General features: G+C 46.5%; 13 protein-coding genes and 4 pseudogenes. 13 read left to right on the forward strand and 4 right to left on the reverse strand.

Annotation, left to right across the window (positions count from 1 at the left end):
• The coding region (locus CUN67_RS26235; RefSeq protein ID WP_208718398.1) for a transposase at positions 1 to 225 on the reverse strand (225 nt) is incomplete at its 3' end.
• A 586-nt stretch (positions 226 to 811) separates the two neighbouring features.
• On the opposite strand from CUN67_RS26235, the gene CUN67_RS26240 reads away from it, so the two are divergent.
• Positions 812 to 1,096 (forward strand): hypothetical protein, encoded by a 285-nt coding sequence (locus tag CUN67_RS26240; RefSeq protein WP_208718400.1) that lies wholly within the window; start codon positions 812 to 814, stop codon positions 1,094 to 1,096.
• 975 nt (positions 1,097 to 2,071) lie between these two features.
• Here CUN67_RS26240 and CUN67_RS26245 read toward each other — a convergent pair.
• A complete protein-coding gene (locus tag CUN67_RS26245; protein ID WP_208718402.1) occupies positions 2,072 to 2,632 on the reverse strand; it encodes a hypothetical protein in 561 nt (186 codons plus the stop codon).
• Positions 2,620 to 3,078 (reverse strand): hypothetical protein, encoded by a 459-nt coding sequence (locus CUN67_RS26250; protein ID WP_208718404.1) that lies wholly within the window; start codon positions 3,076 to 3,078, stop codon positions 2,620 to 2,622. Before CUN67_RS26250 ends, CUN67_RS26245 begins: the two co-directional genes overlap by 13 nt.
• Before the next feature lie 1,392 nt (positions 3,079 to 4,470).
• Here CUN67_RS26250 and CUN67_RS26255 point away from each other — a divergent pair.
• Positions 4,471 to 5,171: pseudogene (locus CUN67_RS26255) on the forward strand (transposase); the annotation flags it as partial.
• Here the strand turns inward: CUN67_RS26255 and CUN67_RS26260 are convergent.
• Positions 5,164 to 6,497: pseudogene (locus CUN67_RS26260) on the reverse strand (ISNCY family transposase). The pseudogenes CUN67_RS26255 and CUN67_RS26260 overlap by 8 nt on opposite strands.
• Before the next feature lie 120 nt (positions 6,498 to 6,617).
• Between CUN67_RS26260 and CUN67_RS26265 the strand changes: the two are divergent.
• From CUN67_RS26265 to CUN67_RS26315, 11 genes and pseudogenes are all read left to right on the forward strand, one after another.
• On the forward strand, positions 6,618 to 8,150 hold the full coding sequence (locus CUN67_RS26265) for an IS3 family transposase (RefSeq protein WP_208718406.1): 1,533 nt from the start codon (positions 6,618 to 6,620) through the stop codon (positions 8,148 to 8,150).
• A gap of 338 nt (positions 8,151 to 8,488) precedes the next feature.
• Positions 8,489 to 9,952 carry a hypothetical protein gene (locus CUN67_RS26270; RefSeq protein ID WP_208718408.1) on the forward strand — a complete coding sequence of 488 codons (1,464 nt, stop codon included), beginning with the start codon at positions 8,489 to 8,491 and terminating at the stop codon, positions 9,950 to 9,952.
• Between the two features lie 368 nt (positions 9,953 to 10,320).
• Entirely contained in the window at positions 10,321 to 11,349 is a 1,029-nt protein-coding gene (locus tag CUN67_RS26275) for a tyrosine-type recombinase/integrase (RefSeq protein WP_208718409.1), read from the forward strand.
• An 83-nt stretch (positions 11,350 to 11,432) separates the two neighbouring features.
• Complete coding sequence (locus CUN67_RS26280; RefSeq protein ID WP_208718410.1) at positions 11,433 to 12,359, forward strand: Rpn family recombination-promoting nuclease/putative transposase; 927 nt, start codon at positions 11,433 to 11,435, stop codon at positions 12,357 to 12,359.
• 506 nt (positions 12,360 to 12,865) lie between these two features.
• Positions 12,866 to 13,285, forward strand: a complete 420-nt coding sequence (gene umuD / locus CUN67_RS26285; protein ID WP_208718411.1) for a translesion error-prone DNA polymerase V autoproteolytic subunit — start codon at positions 12,866 to 12,868, stop codon at positions 13,283 to 13,285.
• Positions 13,286 to 13,287: 2 nt separating this feature from the next.
• Complete coding sequence (gene umuC / locus CUN67_RS26290; RefSeq protein ID WP_208718412.1) at positions 13,288 to 14,550, forward strand: translesion error-prone DNA polymerase V subunit UmuC; 1,263 nt, start codon at positions 13,288 to 13,290, stop codon at positions 14,548 to 14,550.
• Positions 14,547 to 14,849 (forward strand): hypothetical protein, encoded by a 303-nt coding sequence (locus tag CUN67_RS26295; RefSeq protein ID WP_208718413.1) that lies wholly within the window; start codon positions 14,547 to 14,549, stop codon positions 14,847 to 14,849. The genes umuC and CUN67_RS26295 overlap by 4 nt, the downstream gene beginning before the upstream one ends.
• 26 nt (positions 14,850 to 14,875) lie before the next feature.
• A pseudogene (locus tag CUN67_RS26300) lies at positions 14,876 to 15,196 on the forward strand (SOS response-associated peptidase family protein); the annotation flags it as partial.
• 585 nt (positions 15,197 to 15,781) lie between these two features.
• Positions 15,782 to 17,278: a group II intron reverse transcriptase/maturase gene (gene ltrA, locus CUN67_RS26305; protein ID WP_208718415.1), complete on the forward strand. Its 1,497-nt coding sequence runs from the start codon at positions 15,782 to 15,784 to the stop codon at positions 17,276 to 17,278.
• Positions 17,279 to 17,359: 81 nt separating this feature from the next.
• A pseudogene (locus CUN67_RS26310) lies at positions 17,360 to 17,497 on the forward strand (SOS response-associated peptidase); the annotation flags it as partial.
• A 71-nt stretch (positions 17,498 to 17,568) separates the two neighbouring features.
• The coding region (locus tag CUN67_RS26315; protein WP_208717870.1) for a transposase at positions 17,569 to 17,781 on the forward strand (213 nt) is incomplete at its 3' end.

Genomic DNA, 17,781 nt, shown 5'->3' on the forward strand with positions numbered 1-17,781 from the left:
CTCTGAGACGCTGACCACCTCGTCGCCTGCGGCGATCGCAGACTTCCCACCATCGTTCATGAGCCGTTTCCACTTAAAAAGAAGACTGGGTGTAATGCCATATTGCCGGGCAACGAGTGAGACGGTGTAGCCGGGTTGCATGGCGAGCGCAACAAAACGGGCTTTCTCTTCGGGAGTATAACGACGACGCTTTTGCTCGCCAGTGATCACTTCGATTCTTTGCACAGGACACTCCTTAAACATAGCTCTATGACTATGTCTTACTGGTGAAGTGTCCGGTTTAAACGGGGGCTATTACATCTGGTTTATGCCACTTCTTTAAGTGACCTTTCAGGATAATAGAGTGGACCAATTAATGAGATTTACTTACCGGTTGCATCTGTGGAGTAATAAGGTGAAATTTTACCTTATAGGTCTTTATCCTGGATAAATTACTGACATTGTTAAGCCAGTTATTAAGATATGGTCAATGGTGGTGTAATTTCACCCAATATGAGTTCTGCCATCAGATGACCATATCTTATAAGATAGTTTACCAATCCACTAGCGCATCAAAATTACTCTCATTCCCTACGTAAGGTGAAACCATGGCGTGCATTTCGATAATGCATTTATGAATTTTTCATTACCAGTTCGGATCACTTCTTTGCTGTACCTCACCAGCAACTGATGCAGCTTTCTCTTTCTGGGACACCTGACACCAAATGTTCAGCACAGTCGCTCATAAGTCAAAGTCAACATCTAAGATGTTTGTATCCTATTGGTGAAATGTTATATAAAATAAAGAAAGATTTTCATGAGGGCTGATGTTATGAAGAGCATAAGTGAACAACGTTATCATATTGCCAAATGGATCGAGTCTGATATCAAGTGGACTCACATTGGCGATCAAAGTGGCGACGCTATTGTAGGAAGCACTGGCGTAAACAAAGTTATCGGTTACCTATACAATGATAAGGTCAACACAGGAGATCTGACGGTCGTTTATGAACACATTAGTAACACTTTTGATTACTCAAATTCTCACGATCACCAGTTGAGTATATTATTATTTTCTCTTTGGGAGAAATATATGAAGCCTATCAGCCAGGTTTAGCACTCTTAATACTCCTGTCTAAATTCAAGAATACTAATATGGAGTTTGTTATGTTCAGAATAAAGTTAATGCCTGCCGAGGTCGGACATGAATTCAGAAAGTACATAGAGTTAAAGAAAAATCACTGCTATGAGAATAGTTAGAATATGACGTTATTTCAGTATGGGAATAAGAGTTTATAAGAGTATTGCTTGATTAAGAATTTCATCATTTCTTATTGTGTCGTTTTTTTAGCTGACCATAATGACCAGTTACATCTCCATGCCTTTAACTACTCCTGAGGGAATTATACTCTGTGACCCGACTTTACAATTAAATTCCGTTACATGAAATTTAATAAGAGATAATTTTTCGTACAGGTAGGTACAGGAGTTTTCAGCCCAGGACATAATAGATTTTTCCAACTACACTATGTAGATCTAAATTTTAATGCTTATGGTATCCCGGACGGAATCTGCCTGTGCCCGATTGCCACTGTGGATGGGAGTGTGTATTGCGTAGGTATTTGGAAGATAAAAGTATTCAAATAGTATCAAGTTTTAATTAGTAAAGATGCTTACAGTATTATCTCTTTGATACCATTGGTTGAACGATACCATGAGTGGCTTTCAATGATGAAATTATCAATACTTTCATAAATAGGGAGTATAACTTCCTACTGAATACAGTCAGTATGCTGTGAAGGTTATCAATCTTATCTCTGTTTATCTCATACAGAGGCGCAGCATTTTCCGACTGTTGCGATAGGTTTTTTTTCACGTCAACGCGGTTTCTAATTAGGAAAATAAATGCTTGATTTATTTACTCCATTGACATCATGGTTAGTGAAATGATAGCAGGCCGTTTGATGTACTTTGCCTAATATTTAGAATATGAAGTTCTCCTGACATATCAAAGCTTAAAAGTATCACCGAAATCTAAAGGAGTAATAAAGAGTATTATCGTTTTTATGACTTTTACCAAGGACCATAACTCTCAAATAGTGAAACTACAATCTATCGGAAGTAATTTTCCATCGGGCATCTGTCTTAAATTAAACTTCGGAAACACCTTGCCCGCAGCCTGAACATCCAACACGATCGTACAGTCTGCATCAGAAGGATCAGGCAGGTAACCATTTGGTAGTCGGAAATAGGTGAAGCTTATTTCAATCCTGAATATATGCTGACCTCGTCTCAAAGTGAGAATCTCATCTGTAAATTGCGTGTTCAAGTTTTCATAAACTTTCTGCTTGTTATCTACATATATGGTAATATCACTATTATTTGTATCAACAAAACGCCAGTCAATTTGACCATCCAAAATTGGCGTTCTGGCCGTATATCCCAGTACAACTTTAAACTTATCATCCTGATTGTTTTGCATGAAGGAACATGTCAATATTATTGTATTTCCATTACTATTGACAAGTGTCGGGCTGCATTTACCCCCACTAGAATTTACCGATGGCGGTGCATCTGTTGCCAGCAACCTGGCCGGTGCTATCCATATTGCAATCAGAAGGGATGCGTATAGCATTTTATTCATTTTGTACATGACACATTCACCTGATTACCACTCGAATCTATCATGACCGAACTGCATATTATAGGTTCCTCAGAGGGTAGGGTAACCGGGTGAGTAAGTGTACCTTTCAGGTCATTCCAGATATGTTCGCGGCAATCCTGATTGTCCTTTATTGTTGTACCTAACTGCTCTTGCAACACGCCGTAGTAGCCACTCTGTGAGATATTTCCATTAATGACCCCCCCAACGTCTGCTATCTGCCTGAGCAGATTATTTACTTTTGCCGTCGCTTCAGCAGAAAGGGATTCTGAATGTTTCCTTCCGTCATAAATCATTTGTCCGCAAATTGTTTCCGCCATATCTTTAATAATAGAAGTGGCTTTGTCTGAGTCATTCATGTTTATTGCGGATGAAACAGCACTGATATATGCTGAACCAGCAATTATACTATGTATAATGAGTTTAGAGTAATTCATATGAACCGCCTTTAACATATGTTATTTGACTATTGGTTGCCTTACTCAATCTATATTTTTTATATTAAAATACGGTATCTTTTCGATATTAAGAGTTACAACTATAAATACTCTTCACACTTCAACGACATCATCACTTCAATGTATAATAGCTGATATAGTAAACATGTGTTATTAATTTTGCGATTTTGAGATAAAGCTCACCGTTTATTTTCGATTGGTGTTCTGCTACTCTATATTCCTGGCTTAAGAAAGCATATATCACCATCGTCTGGAAGCATGAGTGGATATTGTCTGCGTGTTGATTGTGTGAAGCGACACTAAACTCGGTCGTTCGTATCTGACGCTGCGGATTTGTGCCGAGGATACTTCTAATAGATACCGACCTTACTCTGAGAGCCAATGATGTCAAAAAATCTGACCTTGATCGCTGATACAAGGCACTTCATGGGTGGAAGAAAAATCAGCTCATCGGAGGTTAAAAGGAGGGAACTTAACTTCAGTATGACTGGTGATTACAAGCTACTAGCGGCGTATGATGAGAGCGAATTTAGTCATAGGCTCTATGTTACGTCTGAAGTATGCAGAAAACACTCTCGTTGCCTAAAGATGAAATAATTATATCAGATATTTATTTGAAAAAATCAATATATTGATTTTTTCCCATTTTGAGAGCATGAGGATTTTAATGAATAGTACGAGTCAGAAGTAAATAATCACCTGATCAAAGTAAGCATTTCGAACACAAACAGGTTTTAATTGAGCGTGCAATGAGAACATTTTTTTTGATATTGATGGGGCCATTTCTAAAAATAGCCTCAGGGGAGATCCGGGTATCTGCGAAAGACTCAGTATGCTTGGCAAAAAAATCAGATTTTTTTGCATTAGCTCGTCCTGTGCGAGATATGTTGCATATGCTTTCAGAAGAACTCCACTCATCCATTTTTATCGGATGTAACGGAGGCATGGCATGGATAAATGGCAAAATCATTTTAAGTCACATACTCACTGACTTTGTAAAACTACTACTTAACGTTCTCTGAAAACTCAATATCCCCTACGTTCTTGATGGTGAATGAAGTTACTCCGTTTCATCAAAAATCCATCCTTTTCATGATAATATCCGTTCACTAAGTCAGGAAAAAAATCGGAAGAATGAAATCTATAAAACATCTCAGTTTACGGGGGTGTTATTCCTGTTTGCGTAATAAAGGAAGAACTGTTCATGAGGTGGAATAAAGTCAGATAATAGTTAAATCAACTGACCAGAATATAGTAATGGCTCTGCCATATCGCTGAAAACATTAGCCAGTCCCAGCCCTTTAACCGCCGCGTCAATATAGGGTTTTTCAGGAGGTTCGGACGATTTCCTGGACTTTCAGGAGATACTTCATGCACTCATATGAGGATCGGATCCGGGCAGTGGAGCTTTACTTCAGGTATGGCAAAAGGCCGACAGTTGTTGTCAGAGAGCTGGGCTATCCGTCCGTTAAACAGCTTGGCCGGTGGGTTCGAATTTTTGAGGAAAACGGCGACTTACCCAGAGAATTAAAACTAAGACAACGCTACTCACATGCGCAGAAAGTCGCTGCGGTTGAGCATTACCTTACGCACGGCGGTTGCCTGCATACACGCGCCGCGCCATTGGCTATCCCAGCAACGAAGTGCTCAAAAGCTGGATCGAAGAGATTTATCCGGGACGGCGGTCGCTGATTATTCGGTCAAATACAAATATATGCTTCAGTCAGGAAGAAAGAACTCAGGCTGTCCGCGAGCTCTGCACCCGACGCGGAACGGCTCTTAAAGTTGCACAAAAGATAGGTATCAGCGTTCCGGTCCTGTACAAATGGAAGAAAGACCTGATCGACGATGAGGCTTATTAATCCATGCGTAAACAGAAATCAGCCCCTCAGAATAAGCAACAGGATGCACTGCTCCATGAAATAAAGCAGCTAAAACAGCAGGTTCATCAGCTACAGCTTGAACGCGACATCCTGACAAAAGCGAATGAACTGATAAAAAAAGACATGGGCATCAGCGTCCTGACCCTGAAGAACAGGGAGAAAACCCAGCTCGTTGATGCCCTTAAGGAAATGTCTTCAGGCCGGGTCTGAAGAGCGACGACTCAGTCAGAACCGGATTGATTGTCCTGAGCTGAGCCTGAATCTGCGCCCGCCTTCCGGGCATATGCCGGCTGCGTTCTCTTTTCCCCGCGGCTTCCAGCTCATCCTGTTCTTCCTGTGCCAGCTTCAGCACTGCGCCCAGCCTTTTGTTGTCCACGATACGGCCCTGACTGATACAATCCAGTTTGTCGAACATCTGATATTCCAGGGTTCTGCTGCCGTGGCGGAATGCGAGCGTGCCATCCGGGTAATCAAAGGCCATGATTTTCTCCCCGGCAATGCGTGAATTTTCTTCAGTAGGTTCAATCAGATAAAGAATCTTATCGTACTGAAATGTCAGTGATTTTGAGAGCGTGCGCAGCGTCTGCCAGGAAAAGATATCGTCCAGCTCCGGGCTGCTTTCTGAGACGGCGCGGTGCAGGTTTTTCGGGTATTTTGCCGGTCTGGCAAAACGGCGGTTGAAGTCGCTGAAAAAAGTCTCAAGCCAGGCGTTGGCGGCATCAATGCCGGTGATGTTCTCCAGCCGCATCTCTTTAACCAGCCGATCCTGCTGCGTCAGGTTGGCGCGTTCAACGCGTCCCTTTGCCTGAGAGCTGTTGGCGCAGATAAGGTCGATGTTTAGATCGTGCAGTGCGCGTCCGAACTGTGTCATGCCGGTACGTCGCGTTTCGGCCTGGCTGACGTGAAATACAGCATGCTTATCGCTGTAAAACGCCACCGGCTTGCCGAATCGCGCGTGGCCATCATGTAATCGAAGGCCGACTCACTCTGGCAGAAACGCAGGTGCATCAGACGACCGGTCGCGTCATCAACGTAAACCAGCAGGCAGCATTTTGGTGCGCGGCCTTCGAACCAGTCATGGTGTGAACCGTCAATCTGGATCAGCTCGCCCAGGCAATCCCGCCGCTGGCGTGGCTGATAAATCCGGGGCTGACGGCGAGCGTGCGGGATCCAGAGTCCGTCAGCAGTCATCCAGCATCGCAGCGTCTCAACGGAGATCTTAATCCCATGACGCTCCTGGAGCTTTTCTGCGGCGAGTGTGGGTCCGAAACCGACGTAATTTTCACGTAGCAGCGTCAGTATGCGGTGACGCAGAGCCTCATCAATACGATGCGTGCCGGGTTTACCGCGCCGTGCGTTAGTGAGACCGGCGGCGCCAGACTCCCGGTAGCGGTTCATCAGTCGCTGAACCTGGCGTTCAGTGAGGTCAAGCTGAAAGGCCGCATCACGGCGACGCAGGAGCTTTTCGATTACAGCCTGAATGACGGGAAGGCGGTGAAGTTCTTTATTCGACATGGTCACCAGCATCAGCAGAGATCTCCCAGATAAAAGTGGCAAACGCACCGGATTTGGGTGAAATTATGAACTAGATTAAAGGAGGTGCGGACGATTTCCTGGACCTTCGGGAGATAATTCATGCACTCATATGAGGATCGGATCCGGGCCGTGGAGCTCTACTTCAGGTATGGCAAAAGGCCGACAGTTGTTGTCAGAGAGTTGGGCTATCCGTCCGTTAAACAGCTTGGCCGGTGGGTTCGAATTTTTGAGGAAAACGGCGACTTACCCAGGGAATTAAAACCAAGACAACGCTACTCACACGCGCAGAAAGTCGCTGCGGTTGAGCATTACCTTACGCACGGTGGTTGCCTGGCCTACACGCGCCGTGCCATTGGCTATCCCAGCAACGAAGTGCTCAAGAGCTGGATCGAAGAGATTTATCCGGGACGGCGGCCGCTGATTATTCGGTCAAACACCAATAAGTGCTTCAGTCAGGAAGAAAGAACTCAGGCTGTCCGCGAGCTCTGCACCCGACGGGGAACGGCTCTTAAAGTTGCACAAAAGATAGGTATCAGCGTTCCGGTCCTGTACAAATGGAAGAAAGACCTGATCGACGATGAGGCTTATCAATCCATGCGTAAACAGAAATCAGCCCCTCAGAATAAACAACAGGATGCACTGCTCCATGAAATAAAGCAGCTAAAACAGCAGGTTCATCAGCTACAGCTTGAACGCGACATCCTGACAAAAGCGAATGAACTGATAAAAAAAGACATGGGCATCAGCGTCCTGACCCTGAAGAACAGGGAGAAAACCCAGCTCGTTGATGCCCTTAAGGAAATTTATCCCGTTGCTGAACTGCTCAGTGCTCTGCAGCTTGCCCGAAGTTGCTATTTTTATCACAAGGCGAGCCTTCGTCTGCATGACAAATACGCGGAAATACGCATAGCCATAGCAAAGATCTTTGAGGGAAATTACCGCTGTTATGGCTACCGGCGTCTCCACGCGATGCTCCGTGAAAACAACACGTATATCTCAGAAAAGGTCGTCCGCAGGCTGATGGCTGAAGAACAGCTGATTGTAAGGCGCGCGGGGCGTCGGCGATACAGCGCTTACTGCGGAGAAATCGGCCAGGCACCTGAAAATCTCCTCGCCAGAAACTTTCGTTCCTGCAGGCCAAATGAGAAGTGGCTGACCGATATAACCGAGTTCCAGCTTCCGGCCGGCAAGGTCTATCTGTCGCCAGTCATCGACTGTTTTGATGGCAAAGTGGTGAGCTGGACGATAGGAACACGGCCGGATGCAAAACTGGTGAATGCCATGCTGGATGATGCGATCGATACGCTCAGAGAAAATGAAAGGCCGGTGATACACAGCGATCGGGGCAGCCATTATCGATGGCCAGGCTGGCTGGATCGTATCAACGCATCGGGTCTTATAAGGTCTATGTCGCGCAAGGGTTGCTCGTCGGATAATGCGGCGTGTGAAGGCTTCTTCGGGCGGGTCAAAAATGAAATGTACTATGGCAGAAACTGGGCGAGCACAACACTGGAAGATTTTATGTGCTTCCTGGACAGGTACATACGCTGGTATAACGAGAGTCGAATCAAAATATCATTAGGTGCAATGAGTCCGGTGAAGTACCGGCAGCATCTGGGGATCACAACATAACAGTCCAGGAAAACATCCGCATCTCCAAAAGTGACAATATCAAATGTGACCCTCAATAAAAATACGGGTAACACTTATTATGTTAAATTTAAGATCTAGAAACGCACCCGAGATTGTGCGATGCTGTCACCTGCTAAAAGTTGGCTGATTTACCTCTTCCTCAAGCCTTCCATTTCGGAAATGTTCTAAAGAGCAGCGCGAATTGGCCTAACAATCAGAAATTAATGCAGCCGCTCAGGCACTAACACGTTTTCATTAGAAATCATTATTCTGCTAAGTGTAAGCTACTCCAAAAGGTTGTGTTGTAAAACTAAGACCAAGTTGATAAGGGAATTAATATGAGATTAAGTGATTACAAAAAAGTCCTGGAGGGAAACTTTATCCTGCTTCTGACATCCAACAGCAAAGAAAAATCGGCTATAAATGCAATCATCAATAATATTTATAAAGTTACTATTGATGAAGATAATCGTGGTGCTTATTTTGGAATGATTGGTAATGCTTTTGTTCTTCATCTTAGCGGTGAGAGTGGAACGATAAATAACTTTTCAATAATAAATGTATGCAAAGCATTTATTTCAAATGCCATCAATCCAAACCCAGCTTTAATCATCTTATCTGGAATTTGCTGGGGAGATCCAAATAATACTAAGCTGGGAATGACTATTGTATCAGATGAACTAATCACGGCAAATCAGCAAACAATAACAAATGCTGGTTCTATTCCTAAAACAAGAACCTTCAAATCATTGTTCTCAATTGATGATGATTGTTTTTCTGATAATGATAACGTAATTGTCGGAAAAACTTGCTCGGCAGAACTATTAATAAAAGATGCCGATTTCAGGGCTAAGCTTTTGGCCTTAATCCCAGATTGTCTTGGCGGAGAAATGGAAGGTTTTGCATTAATACCAGCTCTAAGAGACTGCAACTGGCTAATGGTTAAGACTATTTCTGATTTTGCAGATGATGACACTTACTCTAGAGATGAGCAATTAAAGTTTTGTGAACGTCTTGCTTCTGACATTGAATACATCATACCAAGGCTTATAACTTCCTTGGAGTTGCCTTTTAATATTGAGTCGGATGAGGCAGTGTTGATTCAAGATATTATCTCTGGCCCATCTATTGAATTCAATATTAATAATTTTGATTACAGAGAAATGAACACAGTGCTCAATGACAGCTATGGCAAAGTGATTTTACGTAAGCTTAGCAATTACATTGATGGTGAAGTCTTTAAAGACGAGTTTATGTATGATATGGCCGATTTGATACTTGAATTAGTCCAAAATGAATTTCGACATAATAACGCAGTTAAAATTATTGTTAAATTTGACACCAAGTCTATTTCTTTTGATTCAGGCACTGACTTTTATGACATTTCGTCAATTGAAGGTTATAACGGAGGAGCTATAGCTTGGCGGAATGTATTGGATAAATTTATTACCTCTGGCGATATTGAGTACTTATATAAAAGTGACAGACTTGAATTTAAGCTCAAGAGTTTTGTAGATAAAATTAATGTCATAAAGTCAAGGTGTAAAGTAACATTAGACCCTTCCAAATCTGGTTATTCACGCTTCCGACCGGCACTTGATTTCGATAAAACCTGCACTTCAGTTTATTATGATATGCGAGGTGAGATTATGTCTTCACGAGCCATTGGAATATTCGAACAAATAGAGAAGATCGTAAAAAATGATATAATGGTATATTTATCAGTTCGAGATCAAAACCAAAAAGAAAAATATATGAAACTTTTATCAGAATATGAAGGCATGATAAAATTCATAAACTGACCCCAATGAATAGTTCGCTTTATCTATTGTAGATTATCTCTATTCTGGCCAGAGTTAACAGTTGCTGTTGTCAATTTCTGACCTTATATAATTAACGTTTTATCAGTCTACCCCTCCTCGTCAGCATCCTTCTTCAACTGGATCACTTTTACGATCCTAACTTCATATAATAAGATTTATATGAAGTTAGGATCCTTCGGAGGATCCGGGTATGATGACGTGGGTGGCGGGATTGTCATGATCTGGTACTGATATCACTGCTCACAAGTAAGACAGCGCTACGTAAAATCTGCAGGGGTCTTCCCCGCGAAGTAAGTCAGAATTTGCGTAGCGACGCCATCAGCTGAATCGCACATATAACGGACAATATGACAGACATATCCCCCACTTTGGCCTTGTTACCTGTTGAGGACGATGACATTGCCGATCGGTTACGCGAATTTGTCAGGGACAGAGAGGCTTTCTCTTCCAATACCTGGAATCAGCTGCTGAGCGTAATGCGGATCTGCAGCCGCTGGGCAGCTGAACATGGGCGCTGCTTTCTGCCTATGTCACCCGCAGACCTGCGAGATTACCTTCATAATCTGCAGTCGATCGGCCGTGCCTCTTCCACTATTGGCACGCATGCAGCGCTGATATCTATGTTACACCGTAACGCAGGGCTGGTGCCCCCGGGAACCTCCCCGCTGATTTTCCGTGCCGTTAAGAAAATCAACCGCACGGCGGTCATCTCCGGTGAACGTGCGGGACAGGCTATTCCTTTCCGTATTGGTGACCTGCTGACCCTTGACCGGAAATGGACTGGATCCTCCCGCCTGATGCAGATCCGTGACCTGGCTTTTCTTCATGTGGCCTATGCGACGCTGCTGCGCCTCAGTGAACTTGGACGGTTGCGCGTTCGGGACGTCGCGCGTGCTGCCGACGGGCGTATAATTCTTGACGTGGCCTGGACCAAAACCATCGTAATGACCGGCGGTTTAATCAAGGCGCTGGGAGAGTTGTCTTCTCAGCGACTGACTGAATGGCTGACCATATCGGGGCTGATATCCGAGCCGGATGCTTTCATCTTCGGACCGGTACACCGTTCCAATAAGGCTACTGTCATTACGGCTGAGCCGCTTTCAACGCGGGCACTCGAGGATATTTTTATCCGGGCCTGGCGTGAGGCCGGCCCGGAGCATGGTGCCCGGCCGAACAAAAACCGCTACCGCGGATGGACCGGGCACAGCACCCGAGTCGGTGCTGCAGTGGACATGGCGGCGAAAAAGTACAGTACTGCGCAGATTATGCAGGAAGGTACGTGGAAAAAACCGGAAACGGTGATGCGCTATATCCGGCACGTCGATGCTCACAGCGGAGCGATGGTTGATTTCATGGATTCATATTCGGTTACGTAAATACGGGGATAAGCTGCTCCTGCCCGGTGCAGGTGATCCAGACTCACTGTGATACAATAGAGTTTCCAGTCTGGATGGATCTGATGATGAAAAAGCCGACACCTGTTCCGCATGACGCGGCCTTTAAGGCGTTCCTGACGCAACCTGACACAGCCAGAGATTTCATCGATTTGCATCTGCCTGCTGAGCTGCGCGCAATTTGCGATCTGAGTACGCTTAAACTTGAGTCTGGCAGTTTTGTTGAGGAAAACCTCCGTGCTTACTATAGTGACGTACTCTACAGTCTGAAAACGGCCGCAGGCGATGGCTACATTCAGGTGCTCATTGAACACCAGTCCACACCTGATAAGCACATGGCATTCCGTCTGATGCGATATGCGGTGGCTGCTATGCAGCGTCATCTTGATGCAGGCCATAAAAAGCTGCCGCTTGTTATTCCGGTGCTGTTCTATACAGGTAAGCGCAGCCCGTATCCGTTTTCTACCGACTGGCTGCAGGAGTTTGACGACCCGGAGCTTGCTGGGCGGCTCTACGGGAGTTCGTTCCCCCTGGTTGATGTCACTGTAATCCCTGACGATGACATCATGAACCACCGAAGCATGGCAGCGCTCACCCTGTTGCAGAAGCACATTCATCGGCGTGATCTGGCCGACCTGCTGGACAAACTGGCGGTCACTTTACTGACCGGCCATCTGACGGGACAGCAGCTGATTTCGCTGATAAACTACCTGGTACAGGCGGGAGAGACTGATGACGCCGAAACCTTCATACGTAATCTGGCGCAGAGAGTGCCACAGCATGAGGATGAACTGATGACAATTGCACAGCAGCTGGAACAGAAAGGCATTGAGAAAGGCCGCCAGGAAGGTATGCAAATGGGTGAAGAAAAAGGGAGGCTTGAAGGTAAACTGGAAGTGGCCAGCAAGTTAATCAAAACCGGTATGTCTCTGCAGTCAGTGAAGGAAATTACCGGACTGTCAGATGAAGACCTGACACAGATCCGCCACTGATGTTATGACGACTTACCTGGTGTGTAGAACACAGCGTGAGAGCAAACTTGCTGCTATTACTGAGCATTAGATGAAAAAAGATTTTTTACGGGAGAACAAGAAGTTGCTCTAAAAGTTGCTCAGAATAGCTGGGTATTGGTTTGGGTTGCGCATCAGTTATGCAATCTCAGGCCTCACTGAACATGCTCGTCTGCATTTTAAATCTTAATATCTCCCCCTCTCCTCCGTACTCGTTGGTCAGACACATGCGTCTTTGAACCCTGAAGCGAATCGTTACGCCATTAAAGCGTCACATTAATGTCTATGCTCATAAAATGAACCAATAATCATAATGTTAGAATATGGACACCCTCTTCTTACGCTAAAAGCAGCCATTTCCGGCCACTGCTGGAAACTAAATTCCCTTCCCTGACAATCTCTTCCTGAAAAGTACCTTAACCAGACTTGATCGATCCCCTTATTTAATATTACTGTTTATATATACAGTATATAATGAGATTGCCACCATGAAGATGTACCGACCTGCAGAAATCCGAGCTGTTTTGGCCCTCCCCTTTTTTATTGAACGCGTTCCCTGTGGCTTTCCGTCACCGGCGCAGGACTATGTTGAGCAGCAACTCGACCTCAACGATTTACTCGTTCAGCGGCCCAGCGCGACTTATTTCATTAAGGTCAGTGGTGATTCGATGATTGACGGCGGGATCAGTGATGGTGACATGCTGGTGGTCGACAGCTCGGTCAAAGCCGAACACGGGGCGATAGTTGTTGCCGCCGTTGAAGGTGAGTTCACCGTCAAACGTCTTCAACTGCGCCCCACCGTTCAGCTGGTTCCGATGAACCGTGCCTATACACCCATTATCATTGGCGACGAGGATCAGCTCGATGTCTTTGGTGTAGTGATGTACGTAATCAAGTCGACACACTGATCATGTTCGCCCTCGTTGATGTGAACTCGTTTTACGCCTCCTGCGAAACCGTGTTCAGGCCAGACCTGAAAGGACGTCCGGTTGTTGTTCTCAGCAATAACGACGGCTGCGTGATTGCCCGTTCGGCTGAAGCCAAAGTTCTCGGAATAAAAATGGGCGATCCGTATTTCAAAATGAAAAATGACCTGCGCCGCCACAGGGTGCAGGTGTTCAGTTCGAATTACGCGTTATATGCCAATATGTCGAACAGAGTGATGACCACGCTCGAAGAAATGGCACCAGCCGTGGAAATTTACTCGATCGATGAAGCTTTTTTGAATCTGACCGGTGTAAGGAACTGTATCGGGCTGGAGCAGTTCGGAAGAATGATCAGAGAACGGGTGCTGCGGGACACGCACCTCACTGTCGGGGTGGGTATCGCACCGACCAAAACTCTGGCGAAACTGGCTAATCACGCGGCTAAGAAATGGAGTAAAACTGGAGGCGTGGTTGATCTCTCAAATATTGACCGGCAGCGGAAGCTGATGGCACATGTTGCAGTGGAAGATGTCTGGGGGATCGGACGACGCATTGGCAAAAAGCTGAACCTGATGGGCATTGAAACTGCGCTTGAGCTGTCAGAGAGTTCTGCCTGGGTGATGCGCAAGCATTTCAGTGTGGTCATGGAGAGAACCATCAGGGAACTGCGCGGCGAGTCGTGCCTTGCACTGGAAGAGTTTGCCCCGACTAAACAGCAGATTGTCTGTTCCCGTTCCTTCGGTTCACGTATTACGGATTTCATGGATATGCGCCAGGCAGTGTGTGCCTATGCCGAACGCGCGGCTGAGAAGCTGCGGGAGGAAAAACAGTATTGCAGGCAGATCTCCGTTTTCCTGCGTACCAGCCCTCATGCTGAAAACGAGGTGTTTTACGGCAACCAGATTACGGGAAAACTCCTCACACCATCAAATGACACACGTGACATCGTGCGTGTTGCTATGGATGCGCTCGATCGTATCTGGATAGATGGCCATCGGTATATGAAAGCCGGCGTCATGCTGGGGGATTTTTTCAGCCAGGGTGTGGCTCAACTCAATCTCTTTGACGAATACAGTCCACAAGCCAACAGCGAGGCGCTGATGCGCGTCGTTGATGGTCTCAATCAAAGCGGGAAGGGAAAAATATGGTTCGCAGGACAGGGGATTCAAAAATCATGGGCAATGAAACGAGAAATGTTGTCTCCGGCATACACAACACGGTACTCGGACCTGCCCGTCGCGAAGTGACATTCGTACTTAAAAAGCTGACGCAGATTCTGCCAACCAGTGAAACCTGCTATCTGGTCGAGTGTGGCGGAGAGCACTGCATCATTGACGAGTACAAATCCCCTTGTGATGACAGCAGAGTGTTGCTGGAGATATCCGGTAATTATGAATGGGGAACGGTGCTTATTAACCCGTGGCGAATCGTCACCAATAGCGGTCAGGTCCTGGAGGAAGATATACGTATCGTGGGTGTGGTGACCCATGAGATAAAACGAATTAGTGATATTCCGCATCGCATTGCCCTGCCGGAGTCTGTATAGCGCTATCCTTTGATCAGGAGGTGGCTATGTGTGGACGCTTCGCCCAGTACCGCAGCCGGGATGATTATTTTGAAGCTGCAGGTATCAGGCCTGATGAGATACTTTATGACCCTGAGCCGATCGGGCGTTTCAATGTTGCCCCCGGCACACGGGTATTGCTGCTTAATGCCAGGAATGAAAGTCTATTCCTCGACTCTGTATTCTGGGGTTACGGTCCGGAATGGTGGCAGAAGCAGCCTCTTATCAATGCTCGCGTCGAGACAGCCGCCTCCAGCCGCATGTTTAAGCCGCTCTGGAGCCGAGGCCGCGCGGTTGTGCCCGCAGATGGCTGGTATGAATGGGTGCGACGTGAAGTCGCATAAGTGATTGTTCGGAAGATATTTTTTTACCGAACCTGCCGTCCCATCGGCAGTACCCTACGAGGTCGGGCGGACTGGTAACAGGCCGTCCAAAAGCCCTCGGACAATGTAGCCTTTACCATTTGGTAAGTGCCAGAATCGTGAGAGGACGGCATGCCTGCGAGCATCAATGTGGGTCGGAGCCAGGGTGAGTGGCATGGTTAGCATAAGCGAATCTCGTTTACTATCGTCAACCAGGAGGGGTCCAAAGATGCTGACAGGACTCTATTGCGGTCGGAGCGGATGTCCCATTCTCATCCGCCATGGGCAATATGGCCGCCGGTAGCGTAAGAGGAACCTAAACCACTCTCGTCATTTATGCGGAACACGGTAAGCCCAAATAGCTCCTTGTTTAGGAAGCTTCACCGCAAGGTGAAGTGACAGCTATGTGGGTAGAGGATCGGGGAAAAAGCGAATGCCTGTTTGTAATGAACAGGATACGGATTGAAACATTACCCGGCGCGAAAGTGGGCAGACTTCTCCGTGGTCTTACGTCACGTGAGACCCTGATTAACGACGAACGAGGAAAAGCAGATGATAGCGAAAGCTGGTGCAGCCTCGGACAATGGTCAGCAGTGGGATGCCATTAACTGGCCGAACATTGAGGCAAATGTCAGTCGGCTACAGGCGCGTATCGTGAAGGCAGTGCAGGAAAATCGCTGGAATAAAGTTCGTGTTCTGAGTTACCTGCTGACGCGTTCGATGAGCGGTAAATTTCTGGCGGCTCGCAGAGTGACCAGCAACAAAGGCAGAAATACCGCTGGCGTTGACGGTATCACCTGGGACTCTCCAGCTAAAAGATTTGCAGGAGCTCTATCCCTCAAATCCCGGGGCTACTCGCCCGCTCCGCTCAGGAGAATATACATTCCAAAAGCCAATGGGAAGCGACGTCCGCTTGGGATCCCTACGATTAAGGATCGGGCTATGCAGGCACTATTTCTGCTGGCGCTTGATCCTGTCGCGGAAACCACAGCGGATGGCGGCTCCTACGGATTCAGGAACATGCGACGGTGCGCTGACGCTATCGAGAGATGCTTTGCTAATCTCGCACGGCAAAGCAGCCCGGAATGGGTTCTTGAAGGTGATATTAAAGGCTGTTTCGATAATATCGACCACCAGTGGCTCATTGACCATGTTCCGATGAACAAAACAGTTCTCGGTAAATGGTTAAAGTCTGGCTTTATGGAAAAACAGGCTTATCACTCAACAATTGCAGGCACTCCTCAGGGAGGGATCATTTCACCCGTGCTGGCAAATCTGACGCTGGATGGACTGGAACACCTGCTGAGGAAGCAATTTCCACGGCAGGGGAAAGGTTCAGGTGCGGGAAGAGCAGCCAAAGTGCATCTGATCCGTTATGCCGACGACTTTATTATTACCGGTGACAGCCGGGAGACGATCAATAAAGTCATACCTCTCGTCGAAGCATTCCTTGCAGAACGTGGGCTGGAGCTTTCTAAAGCAAAGACCCGGGTTACCCATGTCTCTGAGGGTTTCGATTTTCTTGGACAGAACATAAGAAGTTATCCTAACGGAAAACTTCTCATTAAACCGTCCAGAAAAAGCATCAACTCGTTGATCGCGAAGGTCAAAGCAATTGCTAAACAAATGATAGCTCAGCCTGTTGCGTCATTAATCGCAAGGCTAAATCCTGTGATCAGGGGATGGGCCAACTACCACCGTCATGTTGTTTCCAAGCGGGTATTCACTTATGTGGATCACCTGATCTTTGAAATTATCTGGAGGTGGGCCAGGGCCAGACATCCCCGTAAGGGACTGAGATGGATTAAGAAGAAATATTTCGCTCAGGTGAAATCCAGAGACTGGGTTTTCAGCGGTCTATATCGGGATACTGTTACAGGACAAATTACGACTTTGAGATTAATTCACGCTCAGAGCATTAAGATTGTCCGTCACAGACTTGTCGCCTCAGCACTTAATCCATATGACACGAATTGGGCAGATTATGTCCGAGCCAGATCATCTCGACTGACTGCTCCTGCCGCATCATTTCACAGTGGTGTTTGCTAAGGCTTGAGCCGTGTGAGCTGGAAACTCTCACGCACGGTTCTTAGAGGGGGTGTCGGAGGTAACTTCGGCACCCTACTCGACAAAAAGGACGGCAACAAAAAACAACCCTACTTCATATACCACGCTGGTATGCAGCCACTATTTTTTGCTGCTATTGGCAAGGGACCGTTCAATGAAGATCATGGCCACGAAGGATTCGTGATTGGTAAGCGTGCAGCCAGCACCGTCTGGTTAATTTCGTCTCTCCCTGTAATTTAAGCGTCCACTTATTCCGGTTAGGTGGACACCTGATGACTGACTCTACATCTCTGACACGCCAGCGCTATACGCCCGAATTTAAGCTCCGGCTGGTTCACATGGCGCTTAAAACCCTTGAGGAAAACGGCAGCGTTGCCGCCCTGGCACGACAGCATAATGTTAACGACAACCTCCTCTTTAAATGGATGCGTCTCTGGAAAAATGAGGGCCGCGTCGCTAAGCCCCGGGGGCGTAAAACAAAAACG

This window comes from Pantoea cypripedii, assembly GCF_011395035.1.
Taxonomy (GTDB): domain Bacteria; phylum Pseudomonadota; class Gammaproteobacteria; order Enterobacterales; family Enterobacteriaceae; genus Pantoea; species Pantoea cypripedii_A.